This window comes from Streptomyces sp. NBC_01334 (genome assembly GCF_035983595.1).
Taxonomy (GTDB): Bacteria; Actinomycetota; Actinomycetes; order Streptomycetales; family Streptomycetaceae; genus Streptomyces; species Streptomyces coriariae.
Genome location: NZ_CP130718.1, coordinates 960034 through 982970, shown reverse-complemented (window position 1 = coordinate 982970; position 22937 = coordinate 960034). Strand labels below are relative to the sequence as shown.

Here is a 22937-nt window from a genome sequence, read left to right as displayed (position 1 = left end):
CGCTGATGATCAGCTCGCGACCACCATGTGTACGGCGGCAACTCCGCGGTGGTCGGGCGCAGGTCGACCTCCGGAGCCGAACGATCTGCGGTTGCGCCGGATCGGGTGGATCTCGGTGAAACGGCTCAGTTTCGTGCCGTCCCGCAGGGAGTGTCGAGTTGGTGATGGCACCGCAGGTCTCTGGCCAGCGCATTTTGCGTGCAATGTGGCGTGACCATGCTCACTTGACCTTGTGAAGCCTTGTGGATGTCTTGTGATTTGTTTGGAGATCCTTTAGGAATTGCCCACTCGTGATCTTTTGGGTGGGGGGATTCCGTGCGTCCGGCACGTCCGCTGGTTCTTGCTGTTGTCTTCGTCCTGGCGGTGTTGGCCGGGACGGAGCAAGTAGCTTTTGCTGTAGGTCAGTCCGCGGGTGTCGGTTCCGGGGAAGCTCCGGACCAGCGCTGGGGTTCCGCTGCGGGACGGGGCCACACCGCCTCCGCGCAGGCGACGGACGCCTCCGCGAAAGGCGGGCGCGACGGGGCACTCCACGGGCGGGGTGAACTCCCGGCCGAGCAGGCCGACGGCGTCACGCGTCTGCCCAGCACCGCCCGGATACCCCAGCCCGGACCGGCCGTCGAGGTCGAGTCGCCCGCAACTGTCACTTCGCAGGGCTTCGACGCCAAGCGCAGCAAAGAGGTGGTGGGGGAGCGGGCAGAGCGAGAGCGCACCTATTTCAACCCGGACGGCACGTACACCACCCGCTTCTACACGGAGCCCGTCAACTTCCAGGCCGCAGACGGCAGCTGGAAGCCCATCGACACCACTCTCGTGCCCCAGGAGTCATCAGGACCCAGCACGATGAGCGCGGGCGAGGAGGGCTGGGAGACCGGTTCGACCGAGGCGCAGATCGAGTTCGCCGGAACGGCCGACGCCGACCCGGTGGTGCGGATGCAGGTCGACGAGGGGGTCTCCGTCGGCTACGGCGTGGACGACGCCCACCCTGTGGCCGGGCAGGCCGAGGACAGCACCCTCACCTACGAGAACGCGCGTCCCAACGCGGACGTGGAGTTCATCGCGGGCAGCGACTCGGTCAAGGAGACCCTGGTCCTCAAGGACGCCGACGCGCCCGCCGAGTGGCGCTTCCCGCTGGAACTGCACGGTCTCACCGCGCAACTCGATGCGCAGGGCAATGTGGTGTTCGTCGACGCAGAGGGCGCCGTCCGCGCCTGGACCCCCGCCGGCTGGATGCAGGACTCGAACCTCGCCCCCGACTCCAACGAGGGCGTGATCTCCTCCGGCGTCACCTACAGCCTGGCCGTTCAGGACGGTCGGCAGGTTCTGGTCGTCAAGCTCGACAAGAACTGGCTGGCCGCGCCTGAGCGGGTCTTTCCCGTACGTGTCGACCCGTCGGTGCAGAGTGTGGCCGCCACCTCGGGCACGTACGTGGAGTATCCGTACACCACCAACTTCGCCTCGGACACGGTCCTGAAGGTGGGCACCTACGACGCAGGCAGCCACAAGGCGTCGGCGTTCCTGCGCTTTGCGGGGCTCGAGACCACCCTGAAGAACGCGTGGGTGGTCAGCGCCAACCTCGCGCTGTACAACACCTGGTCGCAGTCGTGCACCGCCCGGCCGGTGACCGTGCACCCGATCACCTCGAACTGGGCCGAGTCCACGACGTCGAAGTGGCCGGGCCCCTCGACGGGTGCCTCGCTGGCGTCGAAGAGCTTCGCGCACGGCTGGCGGCCCTCGGGCGCGGAGACGTGGTCCTGCGGTGCCGCGTGGGAGACGATCAAGCTCGGCGCCGCGGGGCGCAAGCTGGTCGACGACTGGACGCACGCCCGCAAGAAGAACTACGGCCTGGCCGTGAAGGCGTCGGCCACCGACTCCAAGAGCTGGAAGCAGTTCGGCTCCGACGACTACCCGGGCGGCAAGCCGAGCCTGGACGTCACCTGGACCAAGTACGGCGCCGCCTACTCGCTCGGCGACTTCACCGCCCCGGTCACCGCCACCACCGAGGGCGTCGAGAAGGTCACCGTCACCAACCAGGGACAGGCGACCTGGCCCGCGAACGGCAACTACAAGCTGCGCTACAACCTGTTCGACGCGGCGGGCAAGGAGATCACCGACAGCGCCAAGATCCGCTGGACGGCGATGCCGCAGGCCATCTCGCCCGGTGAGTCCATCACCCTGGACGCGAAGGTCGCCCTGCTGACCCCCGCCACCTACACCGTCCAGTGGACCATGGAGGAAGTCGGCGTCAGCCGCTTCACCGCCGCCGGCGTACCGGGAGCGGCGGTCAGGCTCTCCGCAGTGAACATCCCACCACAGCTCACGGCGGAATCGCCCGGCAGCGGCATCACCGTCAACACCCTCACCCCGACCCTGTGGGCCAAGGCCACCGACGCGGACCGCTACCCGAAGGCCGCCCTCCAGTACTCCTTCGAGGTCTGCGAGGTCGAGGGCAGCAACCTGCGCAAGAACTGCAAGACCGGCACACGCGGCGACGGCCAGCAGTGGGCGGTGCCGTCCGGCTGGCTGTCCTGGGACAAGACCTACGCCTGGTACGGGTACGCCTACGACGGCTCCGCCACCTCCACCCGCCCCGGCGCCGCGCTGCTGACCACACAGGTCCCGCAGCCCGCCGTGACAAGCCATCTCGGCGGCGCCGACGAAGGCAAGGAGATCGGCACCCGTGACGGCAACTACGTCACGGCCGCGACCGACGCCGCACTGACCACCGTGGGACCCGAGCTGTCGCTGACCCGCACCTACAACTCCCTCGACCCGCGCACCGGCGGAGCCTTCGGCACCGGCTGGTCCACCCGCTGGGACATGCAGCTGCGCGAGGAACCGGCCACCGCGTCGGTCCTCATCACCCTGTCCGACGGCTCGCAGGCCAGGTTCGGCAAGAACGCCGACGGCACCTACACCGGCCCGTCCGGTGGTTCGCTCACCCTGGCCCGCCAGTCCACGGACTGGATCCTGCGGGAACGCTCCGGCGCCACCTACCGCTTCCTGGCCGGCGGCGTCCTCACCAAGATCAGCGACGTCGCGGGCCGCAGCCAGAGCATCACGCACGAGACCGCGACCGCCGGTCCGGTGAAGAAGGTGAGGGACGACCTGTCGGGCCGCTCCCTGTCGTTCGGCTGGACCGGCCAGCACGTCACCACCGTCACCACCAGCGCCATCGACGCCAACACGCCGGGCTTGACCTGGTCTTACACCTACACCGGTGATCAGCTCACCAAGGTGTGCCCGCCGACGTCGACGACCAAGTGCACGATGTACGAGTACGCCACCGGCTCGGTCTACCGCAGCGGCGTGCTGGACTCCGCTCCCACGTCCTACTGGCGGCTCGGCGAGGCCGAGGGCTCCGTGGCCGCCAGCGAGGCCGTCTCACGCACCGGCCTGAACGACGCGGTGCACCGCGACACCCTGCTCGGCGCGGGCTCGGCGATCGCGGGCACGGCGGACACCTCCGCGGGCTTCGACGGCGCCGACTCGGTCGTCGAACTGCCGGCGGACACGCTGAAGACGTCCGCCTTCCCGACCATCGAGGTGTGGTTCAAGACCACCACGGCGGCCGGTGTGCTCGTCAGCTTCCAGAACGCCGACGTGGGGGAGAAGCCCACCACGGCGCTGCCCGTTCTGAACGTCGACGGTGCGGGCAAGCTGCGCGGACGCTTCTACCTCTCCGGTGGCGCGTCCGCGGTCCCCATCACCTCCCCGCAGGCGGTCACCGACGGCGCATGGCACCACGCGGTGCTGACGGCCGCGGCCAACACCCAGAGCCTCTACCTGGACGGCGTGAAGCTCGGCTCGATCAGCGGCGTCATCGCCGAGCAGTCCCGCGAGTACGCCTTCGTCGGCGCCGGCTACGCCAACGGCGGCTGGATGGACATGGCCGCCGCCTGGTACCCGTTCACGGGACAGATGGACGAAGTGGCCTTCTACGACCACACCCTGGACCCCGCGACCGTCGCCGAGCACTACGCCGCACGCACCTCCGTGGGGCAGCTGACGAAGGTCACGCTCCCGTCCGGCCGACAGCACGCCACCGCGACCTACGACACCGTCAGCGGCCGCCTCACCGAGCACACCGACGACAACGGCGGCACCTGGAAGGTCTCCGCGCCCACCTACTCGACCTCCTCCTCCACCTACGCGGACACCATCCAGCGCAGCACCCCGATCGGCTACTGGCGCCTGGGCGAGCGCGGCGGCGCCGAAGCCGCCAGCCCCCTGGGCGAGGACCTGGCCGGCAGCTACCTGGACGGAACACACCTCGGCAGCGCGGGCATCTTCGCCGACGGCGACGACACCGCGGCGAGCTTCACCGGCGACGGCGCGGTCGAGATGCCGGCGGAATCGCTGGGCACCAGCACCGCCATGTCGCTCGAGCTGTGGTTCAAGACAGCCGGCCCCGGCGTCCTGGTCAGCAACCAGGACGCCGACCTCGGCGACACCCCGACCGGCTGGCGGCCCATGCTGCTGATCGACTCCGCAGGCAAGCTCCGCGGCCGTCTCTCGGGCACCGGAACCAGCCTGCTGTCGAAGGAGACCCTCACCGACGACACCTGGCACCACGTCCTGCTCACCGGCAACGCCGGCATGCAAGCCCTGTTCGTGGACGGCGCCCTCCAGACCACCACAGCCACCGGCGTACCAGCCGACCGCTACTCCCACGTCTTCGTCGGCGGCGGCTACTCCTCGAGCGGCTGGGACGGCCAGGTCTCGGGCTACCGCAACTTCACCGGCCAGATCGACGAAGTCGCCTTCTACGACAAACCGCTGGTGACCTTCACGCAGACCTCGGGCGTGTGGAAGTACGTCCCCGTGGCAGCGGGCCAGACGGACGCCCCCAACCAGCACATCCAGGCCCGCCGCAGCCTCGTCGCCGGGCGCGGCGACCAGTACGACGGCGTCGCACTCGCCGACGCCCCGGCCGCCTACTGGCGCCTCGGCGAAGACGAAGGCACCGCCCTGGGCAGCGAGGTCGGCGGCCCCGGCATGAACGCCACCTTCCGCCCGGACACCGGCGCCACCTCGCAGCTCGACCAGAGCGGCGTGTTCGGCGCGGGCGACGACCGGGCCGTGAAACTCAGCGGCGGCGGCACCGTGCAGCTGCCTGCCTCGACCCTGGCGGGCACCGCCGACATGTCCGCAGAGCTGTGGTTCCGCACCACCACCGCTTCGGGCGTCCTGCTCGCCTTCCAGAACGCCACCATCGGTCAGACACCCACCTCCGCTCTCCCGGTGCTGAACATCGATGGAGCGGGCAAACTGCGCGGCAGGTTCTATCTGACCGGTGGAGTGTTCCCCGCGCCCGTCACCTCGCCCAGCGCGGTCACCGACGGCGCGTGGCACCACGTCGTCCTGACGGCGGCGAGCACCACCCAGAGCCTCTACCTGGACGGCGTGAAGCTGGGATCGATCGACGGCGCGGTCGCCGACCAGAGCCGCACCTACGCCTACCTCGGCGGCGGCTACGCCAACGGCGGCTGGATGGATCAGCCCGCCGCCACCTACTACTTCAACGGCCAACTCGACGAAGCCGCCCTCTACCGCGGCACACTGACCGCCGACCAGGTCTCCGCCCACTACCGCGCTCAAGCCGAGGCCGCCGACTCCGGCCTGACCTCCACGGTCAAGGTCACCGACCCGCAGCAGCACACCAGCACCACCAGCTACGACGCCCTGCGCGGCCACCGTGTCCTCGCGGCGAAGGACGCCACCGGCGCGCTCACCTCGTACGCCTACGACACGGCCGGCAACCTCCACACCGTCACCGACCCCAACGGGCACGCCACGGTCACCGGCCACGACGCACGCGGCAACGCCGTCTCCAGCACGACCTGCCGGGACGCCGACTCTTGCTGGACGAGCTTCTCCTCCTACTACCTCAACGCCAGCGACCCGCTCGACCCGCGCAACGACAAACCGCTGACCCTCAGCGACCAGCGCTCGACCGACTACAAGGACACCCGCTACCGCACCCAGTACGCCTACAGCACGCTCGGCCTGCCCACCACGGTGACCCGCCCCGACTCCTCGGCCGCGACGACGACCTACACCGTCGGCACCGAGACGGCAGTCGGCGGCGGCACGGTCCCGGCCGGCCTGGTGCTCACGCAGACGACGCCGGGCGGCGCCAAGACGTCGTACCGCTACTACGCGGGCGGCGACCTGGCCGAGGTCACCTCGCCCTCAGGGCTGGTGACGTCGTCCACCTACGACGGACTCGGCAGACAGATCACCGAGAAGCAGATCTCCGACACCTTCCCGACCGGCGTGAGCACCACCTACGCCTACGACGCGGCCTCGCACGTCATCACCGAGACCGGCGCCGGCATACAGAATGAGATCACCCAGGTCACCCACACGGCCGTGACCAGCCGCGCCTACGACGAGGACGGCAACCTGCTGTCGGAGTCGACGAAGGACACCACCGGCGGCGACCCGGAGCGTACCGTCACCTACCACTACGACGCCCACGGTCTCAACGACAGCGCCACGGACGCCGAGCAGAACGCCACCCAGTACGAGCACGACGAACTGGGCCGGACCGTCGGCACGACCGACCCGGCGGGCACCCACGTCACGTACACCTACACGGCCGGTGACCAGCACGCCACCACGGTCCTGGACGACTGGACAGGCGATCCGTCCGGTACCACCAGAGACTTGACGCTGGTCTCGAACGCCTACGATCCGGCCGGCCGCCTGGCGTCCACCACGGACGCGATGGGCGCCACGACCGCCTACACCTACTACGACGACGGCCTCGCGGCCACGACCACCGCCAAGCAGGTCACCCAGACTGACGGCACCCGCCACGACATCGTGCTGGAGTCCGACACCTACGACCCGGCGGGCAACCTCACCAAGCAGGTCACCGGCGCCGGCACGACCACCCAGACCTTCACGGTCGACGCTCTGGGCCGCACCCAGACGAGTGTGCTCGACCCGTCCGGCCTGAACCGCACCGCCACCTACACCTACGACAGCGACGACCGCGTCAAGGAACAGACCCAGACGATCGCCGGGACCAAGAAGCTCACCACGACCTCCGAGTACGACCCGGCGGGCAACGTCACCAAGCAGACCGTCACCGACGGCACCACCACCCACATCACCACCGGCACCTACGACGACCGCAGCCTGCCGCTGACATCGGTCAGCCCGCGCGGCAACGCCACTGGCGCCGATCCGGCCGCATACACCACCACCTACCGCTACGACGCGCTGGGCCGCCCGGTGCAGCAGACCGCCCCCACCGTCCAAACCGAAGAGAACGGCGCGGCAGCCACCACGGCAAAGCCGACCACGATCACCGGATACAACACCTTCGGCGAAGCCACCGCTGTACGAGACGCCCGCGGCAAGGTGACCCGTACCGAGGTCGACCGCCTCGGCCGCGCCACCGCCGTCACCCTGCCCGACTACACCCCGCCGGGCACCTCGACCGCCCTGACAGCGACTGCACGTACCACCTACACGGCGCTCGGTCAGCCGCAGACGGCGACGGACCCCCTGGGCCGCGTCACGCGCTACGCCTACGACCAGTTCGGGCAGCTGACCGCCCAGACGGACCCGGCCGCCGACGCCGCCACAGCGGTCGCGGCGGAAACCGACTCGGACCTGCTCAACCCCGAGAGCGCGGACGGCGGCGGAGTCACCCGCACCACCTGGACCCCCACCGGCCTCCAGCTCTCGGTCACCGACCCGATGGGCGCACGCACCGAAGCCACCTACGACGAACTGGGCCGCCAACTGACGGCAACCACCGTCGAGCGCTACCCGACCAGCGCCAACCTGGTCAGCCGCTACACCTGGAACGACGCAGGCAACCAGACCGCGTCGACCACGCCGGCGGGCATCACCACGACGAGCACCTACAACGCGGCCGGCGAGCCGAAAACGCTGACCGACCCGGCCGGCACCACCAAGTTCGACTACGACGGCCTGGGCCGCCAGACGGAGACCACGGACGCGACCAACCGCCGCATGACCACGGCCTACGACGCCCTCGGCGACATCACGGCCAGCACCGACTACGGCACCGGCACGACCGCCCTGCGCACGGCGACCGCCGAATACGACGTCGAAGGCAACCGCACGGCGGCGATCCCCGCCGGGAGCAAAGCCCGATCGACGTACGCGTACGACGCACTGGGCCGCACGACGACCCAGACCGAACCGGTCACCGCCACGACATCGATCACGACGACACTCGGCTACGACGCCGCAGGCAACCTCACCCGGCTGACGGACGGCCGCGGCAACAAGACCGTCTACACCTTCAACAGCCTGGGCCTGCCCGAATCGACCATCGAGCCGTCCACGACCGCACACCCGAACACCGCCGACCGCACCTGGACGACCGTCTACGACAAGGCCGGCCAGCCGGTGACCGAGCTCCTGCCGGGCGGAGTGAAGCGTGAGCGCACCTATGACGGCCTCGGCCGCCTGACGAGAGAGACAGGCACGGGCGCGGAGGCAACGACAGCGACCCGCACTCTCGGCTACGACCTGACCGGCCGCCTGACCTCGATCGGCACCGCAGACGGCCTGACCCGCAACACCTACACCTACAACGACCAAGGCGCGCTGCTCACAGCCGCAGGCCCGGGCGGCACCTCCGCGTACGCCTACAACGCCGACGGCAGCATGACGCAGCGCACCACTACGGCAGGCACCACCGACTACACCTACGACGCCGCCGGCCGCATCGACACCGTCCGGGACTCGATCACCGGCAACAACGTCCTGTACGACTTCGACGCGGCAGGCCGCCCCAGCCTGGAGCAGTACGCCACCAGCCCGACAGGCACCGCGCCGTACACGGTCACCGCCAGGCGCACCTACGGCTACGACGAACTGGGCCGCCTGAACACCGACGCCGTCACGTCGGCGGACGGCACGACCAGCGTGGCCTCGACGACGTACGGCTACGACCTGGACGACAACCTGACGTCGAAGAGGACGACGGGCACGGCAGGCGCGGGCACCAACACCTACACCTACGACTACGCGAACCGCATGACGTCCTGGACGAAGGACGCCACGGCAACCACGTCGTACGAGTGGGACGCGGCGGGCAACCGCACCAAAGCAGGCACGATGACGGCGACCTTCGACACCCGCAACCGCCAGCTGACGGACGGCACGACGACCTACACGTACACCGCACGCGGCACCCTGTCCTCGACCAGTACCGGTAGCGGGTCGGCCCGTGCACTGACCTTCGACGCCTTCGAACGCAAGATCACCGACGGCGGCGCAACGTACACGTACGACTCCCTGGACCGCGTCCAGACCCGAGGCTCGACGACCTTCACCTACGACGGAGGCTCCAACAACCTCGCAAGCGACGGCACGACCGACTACAACCGGGCCCCGGACGGCACCCTTCTCTCCCTCTCCACCGGCACAACGAAGCAGTGGGCCCTGACCGACCAGCACACCGACCTGGTCGCCGGCCTGACCACGGACGGCAAATCGGTCAGCGGCTCGACCTCCTACGACCCCTTCGGCAAGGAGACGGCAACCACCGGCTCCACCCCGGCAGTCGGCTACCAGTCCGGCTGGACCGACCCGGCGAGCGGGGACGTCAACATGGCCGCCCGCTGGTATCAGCCGGGGACGGGGTCCTTCGGATCGCGGGACACATGGCAACTGGACCCGGAACCCTCCGGAGAAGCCAACCGGTACGGCTACGTCAACGGCGGACCGCTGAACGGGACCGACCCCACGGGACACATACGGCAACGCGATATCGGAAGCGGAGTGGGCTCCACGGGAACCATGGGCTTCCGCGGCAGCAGCCGCTTCACCACCCGCCGCTCCTCATCCTCACGTAGCCGTGCCGGCAGCAGTAGCACGGGAAGAGGAACCGCGAGCCGCGCACAAGCCCGCAAAATGCAGAGAGAGATGAACCTCGGCTCCAACCGCGGCCCCACCCGTTCGACCAACGGTCGGCCGCCGAAGGGCCCCGTCAAGGGGAAAGCCAGCGGGCGTCCGGTGAACGGAAAGCCCACCGCTCCCAAGCGTTCAACTCCCACGACGAAGCAGGGCAAGGGCTCCACGACCCCCAGGACGCCACGCCCACCGCAAAACCCCAACAAGGGTCCGCGTCCCAAGACGGCACCCAAACGGTCTGTACCGAGGGCGAAGACGGACGCTACATACACAATTGATCAAGGCGTAAGTAGAACGGTGACTTCTCAAGCGATAGCGGACATGGCTGGACTCACCGTATTTATCCCGCTTGGGAATGTGGCTGCAAATGCACTTCTGCCTGATGGGGCGGGAACCGTGACGCGTCGTCGAACAGGTGGGGATTGTCGGACTGACGGCGCGGGGTGGGTGGAATATGGCGATGTAGACAGCGCGCACGGCGGTCGGGCTACAGGCATGGAATCTTGTCTCGACAGCGCCTATCTTGACGACCCGAAAAATGAGGGGACGAAAACCAAACCGTCGGAGGTCTCGCCGCCGGGATATCTCTGGGGCAAGAGCTATGTGGGGCACCTTGGAGGCCTTGACTCGCGGACGTCCATCAACATCTGCCATCTGCTCGGAAAGGATCTGAGCGGCTCCGGAACGGATCTGCGGAACCTGGCCACTTGCTCGCGTCAGGCGAACGCCAGCGTAAGGGGTACAGGGAGGATCGATGACCACATGTACTCGTATGAGGAACAGGTGAGGGTCGCCGTCGACGCCGGGCAGGTCGTCTATTATGCGGTGACACCCCGCTATCTCGGATCCCGGACGGTGCCTGTCTCCTTCGAGCTGACTGCAAGAGGTACGTGGCCGGACGGTTCGGCCGGACTTTCCTTCAGCCAGCCGGTTCCCAATTCGATCTACAGCCCTGAGAAAGGCTGGAAGAACCTTGGTACTGTCACGGACAGCCGCAACGGCAATCCCGTTCCCACCGGTTCGATGCCCTGAACCCTCCGGAGTCACGAGATGACACAAAATATCGAACTTCTCGCCCGCTTGATGCCGCCTCACCCAGGTGCCGGGGACGTAGTCGACTGGGGCCTGTTGGAGCAGAGTTGGGGAACTCGGTTCCCCGGTGACTACAAAGAGTTCATCGCCCGCTATGGAGCGGGAGCCATCAGTGACTATGTGGTCATTTTCTCGCCGGAGTGCCGGGCCGAGGACGGGGCGGAGCCTGCCTTCCAGGGGATGGAGGAGGAGACGCTCAATGCGCAGCAGCTCTGGAGTGCCAAAGGTCCCGGAGGGGCCGGTAGTGATCGGGTGATCGCCTGGGGTTTGGACTCCAGCGCGGACATCCTGTGCTGGCGTATCACGGGCGACGATCCTGATGGCTGGCCTGTCGTGGTCTGGAATCAGGATGACGTGGTCTGGCAGGAGTATCCGTGCGGTGTGGTCGAGTTTCTCCATCGTGTTTTGGATGCGGAGTTCGACGAGTGTCCCCTCGGGGGACTCACACTTTGGGGCAACGCGGCGCCGCGTTTTTTGCATCGAGACGAGGAACAGCGACTGCGTGCTTCCGGTCTCGACCCCTGGACAGGGGAACCGGATCCGTACGCAGGGATGTTCGGCGACTGACACAGGCATGCCGGGCGCCGGTTCCCGGAGGCGGCAGTCATGTCAACGCCCCTTGTGCAGCATCGTGAACGACGAGTCAGCACACCTGAGGGCGGCGCCTAGACCACGCCGCACAGGTTAAAGATCAAGTTAAGGGATGTCCCGCATATCAGGCCGAGGCTGTCGTCTTGGCCAGCGCGTTCAAGAGGCAGCTGTGGTTGACGAAGTGCAGACGTTCGAACTCTTCCGGTTCGCAGATCGGGCCCAGAGTGTCGCCGTTGAGGTGAGCTGCGGTGCGCCTCTGACGTTGGGTGACGAGCGGTACTACCCAGCCGAGATCGTTCTGCAGAGCGGCTTCGTCAACGGGCGGGTCCGTCTGCAGGTATCGCGTGAGGATCTGGACGAGTGGGAGCGTTGCCTCGATGCCCTTCAGGCTGAGGAGGGGGCCGAGTGGCCGGCGGGTGGCCGGAGTGCCTGGGTGGACGTGGTTCCGGATGACCCGGTGGAGGTGACGGTGCACGACTCGCCGTCGACGCAGATTGCGGTGCGTATACCGATCGACGTCGCCTCGGGCTGGCTGGAGGAAAACCAGCTGCGGTTGGATCGTGTCCGGGCGGCTGTCTCAGCTTCTTCCTAGGGCTCGCAGGGGGTGATGATCTTCGTGTGGCTGGAGTGATCACGGCGTCTGAGGCATCTTGGATAGCACCATTCACCGGGTCGAGCCCGCACTGTTTCCGCATGCTGGTGGCGGCTCTTCTGCTGGCTTCTGCCGTCGCGGTTTGACCGGGCGCGTCAGCACCGCATGCAACGTAGTTCTCCCTGCTCAGGTGGTCGGTCGAGACGCTACCGGGCGGCGCCCGGCGGTCAGGCTGATGCCAGTAGCGGGGGTCGGCGAGGTCTGACCATTGCGCCAGTCGAGTGTCGTGTCGGCAGGATCTGCCGGGTGTCCGCTGATCTTGTGTCCGGTGACCTGTGGGAACGTGTGGCCCCGCTGTTGCCTGCTCGTCCGCCCAGGCGGCATCGGTATCCCGGGCGGTTGCCGGCGGATGACCGGGCTGCGCTGCGGGGCATCGTGTACGTGCTGTGCAAGAGCGTGAGCTGGCGGGATGTTCCGGTTGACCGGCTGTCCTGCTGTCGGCATGTGGGCAGCCGCGTGGCCTCCGGTGGGGAGCCGGGAGGTGCGGCAGGCCCCGCCGATCCATGTGGCAGGCCCGTGGTTGGGTTGCGGTATCTGCTGCGCCAAGGGCTATGTCAGGTGTTGCGACATCTTTTGCGCGAGCCCTCGGGGCGAGCTGTATCCCCAGCTGGCGCTGGGGCTCCCGGTGCTGCTCTCAGGCGGTGAGGATGTTCCGCAGGCCCCGCTCTGCGGACGCTTCACCTCTATCGGCAGCACTACCCGCCGGAACAGCGTTCACAACTCGTCCGGCACCAGACGCTCAACCAGATCCGCCCTTCCCCTTGCCTGACGGTGCCCTGTCTCAAAGTTGTCAGGGACGGATCGTTGGGATTTAGGCTCGGTGGTGCTTTGTGATCTCGGAGAAGGGCGCTGAACAGCATTGATGGACAAACGAGTTGTCATCGTGACCGGCGGAGGTTCGGGTATAGGGGAGGCGACGGCTCGGCTGCTGAGCGAGGGCGGCCACCACGTGGTCGTGTCCGGCCGGCGCAGCGAGCCTCTGCGACGCCTCGAAGCCGAGACCGGGGTACTGGCCCATCCGTCCGACGTAGGGGACCGCGGAGCGGCCGACGGTCTCGTCCAGGCGGCCCTGGCCGCCCACGGACGACTCGACGGACTGGTGCTCAACGCAGGCATCGGGCGCGGCGGAGCCGTGGGTGACCTGTCGTTGGAGGACTGGGACGAGGTGATGCGCACCAACCTCACCGGCCCGCTGATGCTCCTGCGCGCGGCGCTCCCGCACCTGCTGGAGGCGGGCGGGGCCGTGGTCGCCGTCGCTTCGGTGTCCGCGCTGCGCAACGGCACGAGCAACGCGCCGTACGCCACCTCCAAGGCGGCCATGCTCCAACTCTGCCGCTCCGTCGCTGTCGACTACGGGCGTCAAGGCGTGCGGGCCAACATCGTGTGCCCCGGCTGGGTGCGCACCGAGATGGCCGACCGGCGCATGACGCGTTTTGCGGAGGAAGCGGGCCTGGAGGGCGGTGTCAATGCCGCCTACGACGAGGCGACCGCGCTCCTGCCCATGGGCCGGCCGGGTGAACCGTGTGAAGTCGCCGAGGTGATCGACTGGTTGCTGTCCCCGGCGGCGTCGTACGTCAACGGCTCGGTCCTCACCGTCGACGGCGGCGCGACGGCCCTTGACCCCGGGACCCTCGGGTTCGACTTCCGGATCACCCGACGCGCTTAGACGGTGTCCTACATGGTCAGTTTGAGGAGCCGCTTGTAGCAGCAGAGAGCGGATGCCAGTCCAAGAAAGGCCAGGTAGTTGCCTGGTTGCCGCTCATAGCGGTGGTTGAGCCGTCGGTAGCCCGTCAGCCAGGACATGGTGCGCTCGATGACCCACCTGCGGCGGCCGAGCCGCTCGCTGGAGTCGATGCCCTTGCGGGCGATACGGACACCGATGCGCTTGCCCCATAACCATCGCCGCAGGTGAAGGACGTCGTACGCCTTGTCTGCATGCAGGCGTTGCGGCTTTGAATCGGTCGCGTGGGATTCGTGTCCTATGTGGAAATGGGACAGCATCGGCTTCAGGGCGAGGCTGTCGTGGGTGTTGGCCGCGGAGAGTCCGACGCGTAGGGGCAGTCCGTTCGCGTCGGACAGGACATGCATCTTGGAACCTGGCTTGCCCCGGTCCACGGGGCTCGGACCTGTGTGTTCGCCCCCTTTTTAGCCCGCACGTGCGCGGAGTCGAGGACCGCACGGGACAGATCGACCAGGCCCTCCTCGTCCAGGAGCTGGAGAACCTTCTGGTGCAGCCGTCCCCAGACTCCGGCGCGGGACCAGATGGCGAAGCGGCGGTGCACGGTCGACTTCGACGCTCCGAAGCACGGCGGCAACGCCCGCCAGGCACATCCGCTGACCAGCACGTAGATGATCGCGGCAAACACGGCCTCATCATCGATGTTCGCGACCCCGCCACCCTGCGGACGCACCCGCGCCGGCGGCAGCAACGGCCTTGCCAGCTCCCACAAGCCGTCCGGAACGATCCATCCCCACCGTCCACTCCCCATACCCAGCACAACAGCCAACTGACCATGTAGGACACGGTCTTAGAGGGTGTCCTACGTGGTGAGGCGGACAAGTCGTTTGTAGCAGCAGGGAGCGGCGGCGAGTCCGAGAAAGGCCAGGTAGTTGCGGGGATGGCGCTCGTAGCGGGGGCTGAGTCTGCGGTATCCGGACAGCCACGACATCGTGCGCTCGATCACCCACCTCCGGCGGCCCAATCGTTCGCTGGAGTCGATACCTTTGCGGGCGATCCGGACGCCAATGCGCTTGCCGCGTAACCATTTCCGCAGGTCCGAGCGGTCATAGGCTTTGTCGGCATGAAGGCGCTGGGGCTTGAAGTAGCGGCCGCGGTGCGGGTCGTGTCTCGTTTGGTGACCCTCGATCATGGGCTTGAGCCCTTCGCTGTCGTGGGTGTTGCCGGCCGAGATGCCGACGAGGAGGGGCAGTCCGTTCGCGTCCGACAGAATGTGCATCTTGGAACCCGGCTTGCCCCGGTCCACGGGGCTCGGGCCTGTGTGTTCGCCCCTTTTTCAGCGCGGACGTGGGCGGTGTCGAGGACGACGCGGGTGACGTCGATGAGGCCGGCGTCGTCGAGGCGGTGTAGGACCGCTTCGTACAGGCGGCCCCAGACGCCGGCTCTAGACCAGATCAGGAATCGGCGGTGGGCGGTCGACTTCGATATGCCGAAGCAGGGCGGCAGTTGGCGCCAGGCGCAGCCGCTGACCAGGACATAGATGATGGCCGCGAACAGCGTCTCATCTGGTGTGTCCTGTGTTCCGCCACCCTGCGGCCGCACTCTCGACGGCGGGATCAGCGGTTTCGCGATCTCCCACAGCCCGTCCGGAACAATCCAACTCCACGTACCCCGCCCCATGAACAGACCAACGACCGCCTCACCACGTAGGACCCCCTCTTAGAGCTCGTAACACGATCATGCGCCCCAGTTCCAGTAGTCGTGTCGTGGTGGAGCGTGGGAGCGTGGCCCTGGATCGTGGGCGATGGCCTGTGTGGGGAAGGGGGGCTGGATGAGCGTGGTGTGGGCGGCGACGTCGCCGGAATCGGGACTGTTCCATCCGGTTGAGAGGCGTTCAGAGGTGAAGGATCTGTCAGACCGCTTCAACGAGTTGCGTTCACGTGGTCAGGGATACGTCGAGGTTCGGTCGCCGGACAGGGAGTTCCCGGTGCTGATCCTGGCCTTCCGAGATGATCACGCGGTTGTCCATCTGGTGAGTGACGCCGAGCGGATGTCTCTGCTCGTAGGAGACGGCACCGTACCCTCGGGTGCCGAGGTCGAAGTCCCGATCATGGACGACCTCGCCGCGTTCACGGGCGACTTTGTCCTGGACATCGATCGGGCGTGGGACCTGGTGCACGACTTCACCCAGACGCGGGCGGCCGGCCCTCAGGGTGAGTGGTGTGAGTTGTAGCCAAAAGCTCGTGACACGATCATGATCGGCGCCTCTTCAGCCGCCTCCAGCAGATGAGGCTACAGGCCAATGAGACGAAGCCGCCTGGCGGACTGGTGATCTTGGTCGTGAACCCGTCTACCAGGAGCTTTCTTCATGCCCGCCGCCGGGGCTGGCAGCCCAACCACCCGTGAGGTTGGAAGAGGTTCAGTGTCAGATCTATCTCATCGATGGCTCGAGCAGCGGCGCTGCCGGCAAGGTTGATGACTTGGCATAGGTGACCAACTGGCATGGCGTGACATCTGCGCTGGACATCTTGGTGAGACTCCCAATAGAGCGCCGGTACACGCAGAGCGTGCTGTCTCGGCCGGGTTGCCGCTGTGCTGTCTCAGTCGGTTCGCTCCCGTACTGAGTCCCTTCTGACCGTCGTCAGCGGGCGCGATCGAGGGCCTCGGTGATCGATATCAGTGGCTGGTTGCCTGGCAGGGGTGCGTGACTGCGGTGCGGGACGCGGAGCTGCGCGACCCGAAGCCGGTGGTGGCGGTCGGAGTCGAGGCCGATGGCGTGGGAAACATGGATGACGTGGTGCTGTACCGGCAGGCGCTGCATACCTACATGCAGGTCAAGTACGCCGCAGACAGTTCCACGCCGGCCAACAAGGGCTATCTGCTCAAGCCCAGCGACCCGGGCGGACCGTCGACACTGCGGAAGCTGGCGCACGACTGCTGTCCCCGTCCGGGACCCTTACGCGACAACTGCGCAGGACCGTCGGTGAAGACTTCCGAGGCCTCATCGCCACGTTCCTCGAAAGTCCCGGCCCAAATCACCGACGACAGTGTGGTCCTCCCGGACGAGGCCCACCGCGCCCGTACCTACCCCGATCACCAGCAGGGCGCGTTCCCGGTGATCCTGGGCAAGCTTCTCGAGCGGGCCGCCGTGACGGTGCTGTTCCTCGACGAGCGACAGATCGTGCGGCCGACAGAAGGCCTGACTCTCCAACAGCTTCAGCAGCACGCGCAGTACAACGGATTATCATTCGCCCACATCGACCTGGTCAGCCGGTTCCGCTGCAACGGCTCACGCGCCTACCAGCAGTGGGTCGATCACCTCTTCCAATCCGAGGGCGTCGCCTCGGCCTGGGAGGGCAGCGATTACGACCTGGCAGTCGCAGCAGACCCCGAACGGCTCGAGCACTGGATTGCTGAACACACCCGTGGCGGCCGGACCCCACGGGTCACTGCCGGCTTCTGCTGGTCATGGGACTCTTCACCGCCTCCACCACTCCTGCCGGAAGTGGCGATCACCTGGGACGGACCTGATTGGCCACGTACCTGGGCACGCCCATGGAACTCCGGCAGCTGCGCAACCTTGCACCACACCGCTACCTGCGGTACGCACTGAACACCTATCGCGTGCTCGCCACTAGGGGCACCCGAGGGACGCGCTTGTACTCAACGGATACCAGGACACAGGACTTTCTCCAGACGCTGACCTCCCCCGCACACGAGGGGCAGAGCCGGGCCCGTGGGCCCCAGCGGGCAGCCGGACTCCACCGCCTGAGTGCCGCGGCCGTCGCAAGCGCTGCACGGCGACACCTGCGACGACCGAGAGGTGACTGCCAACTCTGCGACGTGTTACCGCTCGACGATCCGGGGCCCCTTCCCTTTGGTCAAGGTGGATGGGGCTGTTCCAGGGCGTCTGGAACGATGTGCTCGTGCATGTTGATGACGCGACGGTGGCAGCGGGCGGGAACGATCCGGAGTGGACGGGTCCGGTGAGTGAGCGTCTCCGTTGCTGTGTCTGTGGTGGGTCGACTGATGGCGCCGTGGACTATGTGCTCGTCGAACTGACGGCGAAGTTCTCTGACGCGCGCCAATGGCTGGGTGCCCATGCGGAGCACCTGAACTCCGTCCTTGCGGAGGGGTTCTCCGTGGAGGTTCACGACATGTAGGGCTGCCGTCATGGCCTGCGGGATCTCGGTTGCAGGCAGGCTGGACGCGCTCACGAGAGCCGCTGCGCGCGCCGCTTCCGCGCTGCCGTCCTGCTCTCGGGCAGTGCTCCAAGCCCGCCGGCCGGCTGCCCACGCATCGAACGGCTCCGCCCAGCTGTGGCGTGCCACCGCGCCGGCCGGCTGGAGGCCCTGCCGGCCGACGTGCGCGTCGGCGGCCAGAGCGTCGTGCGCCCCGCTGACCGACGCTCTCACAGCCTCCGCGAGCGCGAACTTTCCCGCCCGTGACCCGACCTCACCCCGGGCCTGCGACCAGACCCACAGCCGCTGTGGAGGCGACCGGCGGGCGGCAGGGCGTTCGGGAGGCCGGAGCAGGGTGTCGACGCGAAGGGTCCCTCCCGTGCGAGCGAGGCTTCCCGCCCGCGACCCGATCCGCCCAACGGGCCCGGTCACCGTCGTCGCGGAGGCGACTGGCGCAAGGGAGGGTTTTACGTATAACCTCTCCCGTCAATCGCACCTCCTGACAGCCTCCCGCACGCTTTTCGAAAGGCCACGATGAGTCGCATCGCCCTGGTCACGCTTGTCGTCGACGACTACGACGAGGCGATCCGCTTCTACACCGAGGCGCTCGGATTCCGGCTCGTCGAGGACGAACCCCGCCCCGACGGCGCCCGCTGGGTCGTCGTGCGGCCGGGGGACCGTCAGGACGGCGTCGGGCTGCTGCTCGCCCGGGCCAAGGGCGAGGCCCAGCGGGCCCGGATCGGCGACCAGACCGGCGGCCGCGTCGGGTTCTTCCTGCACACCGAGGACTTCGCCGGCGACCACGCCCGCATGCTCGCCGCCGGTGTGACCTTCCTGGAGGAGCCCCGCCACGAGGCCTACGGCTCCGTCGCCGTCTTCCGGGACCTGTACGGAAACCGCTGGGACCTGCTCCAGCCCGCCACCACCTGAGAACCACCTGCCGAGGAACACTCATGACCGCGTCCCACATCGACACCGACACCCTCCGCCGCCTCCCCAAGGCCGTCCTGCACGACCACCTCGACGGCGGCCTGCGCCCCGCCACCGTCGTCGAGCTCGCGGACGCGGTCGGCCACACCCTGCCCACCACCGACCCCGACGAACTCGCCGCCTGGTACTTCGAGGCCGCCAACTCGGGTGACCTGGTGCGCTACATAGCCACCTTCGAGCACACTCTCGCCGTCATGCAGACCCGCGAGGGCCTGCTGCGCACCGCGGAGGAGTACGTCCTCGACCTGGCGGCCGACGGAGTCGTCTACGGCGAGGTCCGCTACGCCCCCGAGCTGAACGTCAACGGCGGGCTGAGCCTCGCCGAGGTCGTGGAGACCGTCCAGGAGGGCCTGGCGGCCGGTATGGCGAAGGCGGCGGCGGCCGGCACGCCGGTCCGGGTCGGCACGCTGCTCTGCGGCATGCGGATGTTCGACCGCGTGCGCGAGGCCGCCGACCTCGCGGTCGCCTTCCGGGACGCCGGTGTCGTCGGCTTCGACATCGCAGGCGCCGAGGACGGCTTCCCGCCCGCCGACCACCTCGCCGCCTTCGAGCACCTGCGCCGCGAGAACGTCCCCTTCACCATCCACGCCGGTGAGGCGCACGGTCTGCCCAGCATCCACCAGGCCCTCCAGGTCTGCGGTGCCCAGCGCATCGGCCACGGCGTGCGCATCACCGACGACATCGTGGACGGCAAGCTCGGCCGGCTCGCGGGCTGGGTGCGCGACCGCCGGGTGGCCCTGGAGATGTGCCCGACCTCCAACCTCCAGACCGGCGCGGCGACCTCGATCGCCGAGCACCCGATCACCGCGCTGAAGGACCTCGGCTTCCGCGTCACACTCAACACCGACAACCGGCTGGTCTCCGGCACGACGATGACCCGCGAGATGTCGCTGCTCGTCCAGGAGGCGGGCTGGACCCCCGAGGACCTGCGCACCGTCACGGTGAACGCCCTCAAGAGCGCGTTCCTGCCGTTCGACGAGCGCAAGGCCCTCATCGAGGACGTCGTCCTCCCGGGTTACGCCGCCGCGCTCTGAAGCAGTCCGCGGACATAGGCGGCCTGTCCGACGTGCTGGAGATCGTCGGACAGGACGCTGACCAGCCGTACGCCCAGGGTGACGGGCGGGTCCCAGCGCTCGTCCACGACGCGCTCCAGGTCCGCCGCCGTCAGCGCGCGCAGCGCCTCCAGGCTCTGCGCGTGCACCGCGTCGTAGTACCCGGTCAGCAGACCGCCGTCGGCTACCCGCACCTTCGCGACCTTCGCGTCACTGTGCCCGTACCCGGTGTCCTGGCGCGGCAGGTCGAGGCCGAACCGTTTCTCCCAGTCCTGGGCCAGCCACACCTGGTCGAGTCCGAAGGCGCCGGCGAGATGGTCGTCCTGGACGCGGGTGAGATGCCAGACGAGCCAGGCGATCGGGTTGGTCCCGGCCGTGGGCCGGGCGTTCAGGTCGTCGGGGTCCAGGCCCTCGACGGCGGCATGGACCTCTTCCCGGATGCGTTGGTAACCGTCGATGAGGATGTCCTTGGCATGCATACGTCCACCATCGCGCACCCCGCGCTCACCCGCTCCCCGTTTCCAGCAGCGCCATCAGCGCCCGGGCCGCCGGGCTGGTCGACCGCGCGGGCGGCAGCAGCGCGACCGTCTCGTACACCGCCTCGTCCATGCCCTTGAGGGGCAGCGCGGTGAGGGCCTCCCGCTTGTGCCGGAAGTGGCGCGGTACGACGGCGACCCCGAGGTTCTCGTCCACCAGGTCCAGAAGACTGTGCACGTCGTTGACCTCCAGGGCGACCGTGCGCCGCACACCCGCCTCGGCGAACGCGACGTCGGTGGCGCGGCGCGGTCCCCAGTCCGGATGGAAGTCGACGAACACCTCGCCCGCGACGTCCTCCGGCGTCAGCGCCGCCGACACCCCGGCGAGACGGTGGTCGGGATGGCACAGCACGTACATCGGCTCGGTGGCCAGCGGCGCGCAGCGGAGCTGGTCGGTGTCCGTCTGGGTCCGGTAGGCGAAGGCCAGGTCGAGCCGGCCGGCCGCCACCTCCTCGCCGAGCGCACCCGAACCGGTCTGCCGCAGCCGGATCTCGACATCCGGATGGCGCCGCCGGAACGCCGCGAGCAGCCCCGCCACGTGCACCCCGGCGATGCACTGCTCGGTGCCCACGGAGAGGGTGCCGCGCACGACGCCCTGCACGGCCGCCACCGCCTCGTGGGCCGCCCGCACCTGCGCCAGGATCCGCTCGGCCTCGGCCAGCAGCGCCCGGCCCGCCTCCGTCAGCGTCACCCGTCGGGTGGTCCGGACGAACAGCGGGGCGCGCAGCTCCCGCTCCAGGGCCCGGATCGACGCCGACAGGCCCGACTGGGAGACCATGAGGCGTTCGGCGGCCCGGGTGAAGTGCTGGTCCTCGGCGACCGCGACGAAGTGCTGGAGGTGGCGCAGTTCCATGATTGAGAAGCGTAGCCGCACAATTCCATCGGATTCTTCTGTTGGACCACTACCCGCAGGTCGGGCCAGAGTGGGTAGCGGTTCCTGAAACCGACCGATCTTCTTGGAGTCGCGTTGTACACCGCACACCCCGACCGCTACGCCGACATGCCCTACCGGCGCACCGGACGCAGCGGCCTGAAGCTCCCCGCGCTGTCGCTCGGACTGTGGCACAACTTCGGCCCGGACCGCCCGGTCGAGACGCAGCGGGCCATCCTGCGCCGCGCCTTCGACCTCGGCATCACCCACTTCGACCTGGCGAACAACTACGGTCCGCCGCCCGGCGCCGCCGAGTCCGCGCTGGGCGAGGCGCTGAAGGCGGACTTCGCGCCCTACCGCGACGAGCTGGTCATCTCCACCAAGGCCGGCTACCTGATGTGGCCGGGTCCGTACGGCGAGTGGGGTTCGCGCAAGTACGTGCTGTCCTCGCTCGACCAGAGCCTGACCCGGATGGGCCTGGACTACGTCGACATCTTCTACTCGCACCGCCCCGACCCGGAGACTCCCCTGGAGGAGACGATGGGCGCCCTGCACACCGCGGTCCAGCAGGGCAAGGCGCTCTACGTCGGCGTCTCCAACTACTCGGCGGAGCAGACCCGCGAGGCCGCCCGCATCCTCGGTGAGCTGGGCACCCCGCTGCTCATCCACCAGCCGCGCTACTCGATGCTCGACCGCCGCCCCGAGAGCGAGGGTCTGCTCGACGCCCTGGACGAGCTCCAGGTCGGGTCGATCGTGTTCTCGCCGCTGGAGCAGGGCCTGCTGACCGGCCGCTACCTGAACGGCATCCCGGAGGACTCCCGGGCGGCGAGCGACAGCCCGTTCCTGAACTCCGAGGCGCTCACCGAGGAGCTCACCGGCAAGCTGCGCGCCCTCGACGACATCGCCAAGTCCCGCGGTCAGTCCCTCGCCCAGCTCGCGCTGGCCTGGGTGCTGCGCGGTGGCCGGGTGACCTCCGCGCTGGTGGGCGCGAGCAGCGCCCGGCAGATCGAGGACAGCGTCGGCGCCCTCGCCAACCTGGACTTCGACGCCGAGGAGCTGACCCGGATCGACGCGGTGATCAACGGCTGAGCCGTTCCGTCAGGCGTACGGTCACCGAGTCGCCCTCCTGCTTTCCGATCGCCTTGCGCACGTCGGCATTGACGGGAAGTTTGTGGGTGCCGTCCCCGAGGGCCATGAACGAACTCCGGAACGGATGTCCGTCGACCGTTCCGCGGATCTTGACCAGCCCGCGAGTTCCGAAGAATTCGACGGACTCCGGCCAGACGACATAGGTCCAGCCGCCTTTTGCCGGGCTCCTGCGCAGCACGGCCGTGAATTCGGCGTTCATGATTCCGTTTCCGCTCATGACGTCCTCCGCTCGCGGTGAT

Annotated in this window: 16 protein-coding genes and 1 pseudogene; 12 read left to right on the top strand and 5 right to left on the bottom strand. The window is 68.2% G+C overall.

Annotated elements, in window-relative coordinates; translation table 11 throughout:
• Positions 1–315 precede the first annotated feature (315 nt).
• From OG736_RS04425 to OG736_RS04400, 6 genes and pseudogenes are all read left to right on the top strand, one after another.
• Positions 316–10938 (top strand): LamG-like jellyroll fold domain-containing protein, encoded by a 10623-nt coding sequence (locus tag OG736_RS04425; RefSeq protein ID WP_327181246.1) that lies wholly within the window; start codon positions 316–318, stop codon positions 10936–10938.
• A gap of 18 nt (positions 10939–10956) precedes the next feature.
• Positions 10957–11565: an SMI1/KNR4 family protein gene (locus tag OG736_RS04420; RefSeq protein WP_327181245.1), complete on the top strand. Its 609-nt coding sequence runs from the start codon at positions 10957–10959 to the stop codon at positions 11563–11565.
• Between the two features lie 193 nt (positions 11566–11758).
• On the top strand, positions 11759–12181 hold the full coding sequence (locus OG736_RS04415) for a DUF5959 family protein (protein ID WP_327181244.1): 423 nt from the start codon (positions 11759–11761) through the stop codon (positions 12179–12181).
• Positions 12182–12207: 26 nt separating this feature from the next.
• A pseudogene (locus OG736_RS04410) lies at positions 12208–12324 on the top strand (IS5/IS1182 family transposase); the annotation flags it as partial.
• A 22-nt stretch (positions 12325–12346) separates the two neighbouring features.
• Positions 12347–12886, top strand: a complete 540-nt coding sequence (locus OG736_RS47215; RefSeq protein ID WP_442816999.1) for a transposase — start codon at positions 12347–12349, stop codon at positions 12884–12886.
• Between the two features lie 214 nt (positions 12887–13100).
• Positions 13101–13907: an SDR family NAD(P)-dependent oxidoreductase gene (locus tag OG736_RS04400; RefSeq protein ID WP_327181243.1), complete on the top strand. Its 807-nt coding sequence runs from the start codon at positions 13101–13103 to the stop codon at positions 13905–13907.
• An 8-nt stretch (positions 13908–13915) separates the two neighbouring features.
• On the opposite strand, the gene OG736_RS04395 is transcribed toward OG736_RS04400, so the two are convergent.
• Positions 13916–14730, bottom strand: a protein-coding gene (locus OG736_RS04395) for an IS5 family transposase (RefSeq protein WP_327181242.1) whose coding sequence is annotated in 2 segments (ribosomal slippage) — positions 13916–14388 and positions 14388–14730 — 816 coding nt in all. Because the reading frame shifts where the segments join, the coding sequence is not laid out codon by codon here.
• Positions 14731–14781: 51 nt separating this feature from the next.
• A protein-coding gene (locus tag OG736_RS04390) for an IS5 family transposase (protein WP_327181241.1) occupies positions 14782–15599 on the bottom strand; the annotation gives its coding sequence in 2 pieces (ribosomal slippage) (positions 14782–15251 and positions 15251–15599; 819 coding nt in all).
• A gap of 151 nt (positions 15600–15750) precedes the next feature.
• Between OG736_RS04390 and OG736_RS04385 the strand changes: the two genes are divergently transcribed.
• The 5 genes from OG736_RS04385 (at position 15751) to OG736_RS04365 (ending at position 20124) form a co-directional block, all read left to right on the top strand.
• On the top strand, positions 15751–16152 hold the full coding sequence (locus OG736_RS04385; protein WP_327181240.1) for a hypothetical protein: 402 nt from the start codon (positions 15751–15753) through the stop codon (positions 16150–16152).
• A gap of 471 nt (positions 16153–16623) precedes the next feature.
• A complete protein-coding gene (locus tag OG736_RS04380; RefSeq protein WP_327181239.1) occupies positions 16624–17532 on the top strand; it encodes a DNA/RNA helicase domain-containing protein in 909 nt (302 codons plus the stop codon).
• Between the two features lie 277 nt (positions 17533–17809).
• Complete coding sequence (locus OG736_RS04375) at positions 17810–18082, top strand: hypothetical protein (RefSeq protein WP_327181238.1); 273 nt, start codon at positions 17810–17812, stop codon at positions 18080–18082.
• A 552-nt stretch (positions 18083–18634) separates the two neighbouring features.
• Positions 18635–19030: a VOC family protein gene (locus tag OG736_RS04370; RefSeq protein WP_327181237.1), complete on the top strand. Its 396-nt coding sequence runs from the start codon at positions 18635–18637 to the stop codon at positions 19028–19030.
• 23 nt (positions 19031–19053) lie between these two features.
• A complete protein-coding gene (locus OG736_RS04365; protein WP_327181236.1) occupies positions 19054–20124 on the top strand; it encodes an adenosine deaminase in 1071 nt (356 codons plus the stop codon).
• Here the strand turns inward: OG736_RS04365 and OG736_RS04360 are convergent.
• Positions 20106–20621, bottom strand: coding sequence for a mycothiol transferase (locus tag OG736_RS04360; RefSeq protein ID WP_327181235.1), 516 nt, complete (start codon positions 20619–20621; stop codon positions 20106–20108). The genes OG736_RS04365 and OG736_RS04360 overlap by 19 nt on opposite strands.
• 25 nt (positions 20622–20646) lie before the next feature.
• The gene (locus OG736_RS04355; protein WP_327181234.1) at positions 20647–21531 is read right to left on the bottom strand and encodes a LysR family transcriptional regulator; all 885 of its coding nucleotides are present in this window, start codon (positions 21529–21531) and stop codon (positions 20647–20649) included.
• Positions 21532–21645: 114 nt separating this feature from the next.
• On the opposite strand from OG736_RS04355, the gene mgrA reads away from it, so the two are divergent.
• Positions 21646–22638, top strand: coding sequence for an L-glyceraldehyde 3-phosphate reductase (gene mgrA, locus OG736_RS04350; protein WP_081552442.1), 993 nt, complete (start codon positions 21646–21648; stop codon positions 22636–22638).
• Here mgrA and OG736_RS04345 read toward each other — a convergent pair.
• Complete coding sequence (locus OG736_RS04345; protein ID WP_442817156.1) at positions 22628–22897, bottom strand: DUF1905 domain-containing protein; 270 nt, start codon at positions 22895–22897, stop codon at positions 22628–22630. The genes mgrA and OG736_RS04345 overlap by 11 nt on opposite strands.
• Between the last annotated feature and the right edge of the window lie 40 nt (positions 22898–22937).

Bases quoted from the DNA above. Each gene is read 5' to 3' on its own strand.
- OG736_RS04355 (WP_327181234.1), bottom strand. From the start codon at position 21,531: ATGGAACTGCGCCACCTCCAGCACTTCGTCGCGGTCGCCGAGGACCAG.
- OG736_RS04345 (WP_442817156.1), bottom strand. From the start codon at position 22,897: ATGAACGCCGAATTCACGGCCGTGCTGCGCAGGAGCCCGGCAAAAGGC.
- OG736_RS04370 (WP_327181237.1), top strand. From the start codon at position 18,635: ATGAGTCGCATCGCCCTGGTCACGCTTGTCGTCGACGACTACGACGAG.
- OG736_RS04360 (WP_327181235.1), bottom strand. From the start codon at position 20,621: ATGCATGCCAAGGACATCCTCATCGACGGTTACCAACGCATCCGGGAA.
- OG736_RS04385 (WP_327181240.1), top strand. From the start codon at position 15,751: ATGAGCGTGGTGTGGGCGGCGACGTCGCCGGAATCGGGACTGTTCCAT.
- OG736_RS47215 (WP_442816999.1), top strand. From the start codon at position 12,347: ATGCAACGTAGTTCTCCCTGCTCAGGTGGTCGGTCGAGACGCTACCGG.
- OG736_RS04420 (WP_327181245.1), top strand. From the start codon at position 10,957: ATGACACAAAATATCGAACTTCTCGCCCGCTTGATGCCGCCTCACCCA.
- OG736_RS04365 (WP_327181236.1), top strand. From the start codon at position 19,054: ATGACCGCGTCCCACATCGACACCGACACCCTCCGCCGCCTCCCCAAG.
- OG736_RS04375 (WP_327181238.1), top strand. From the start codon at position 17,810: ATGGGGCTGTTCCAGGGCGTCTGGAACGATGTGCTCGTGCATGTTGAT.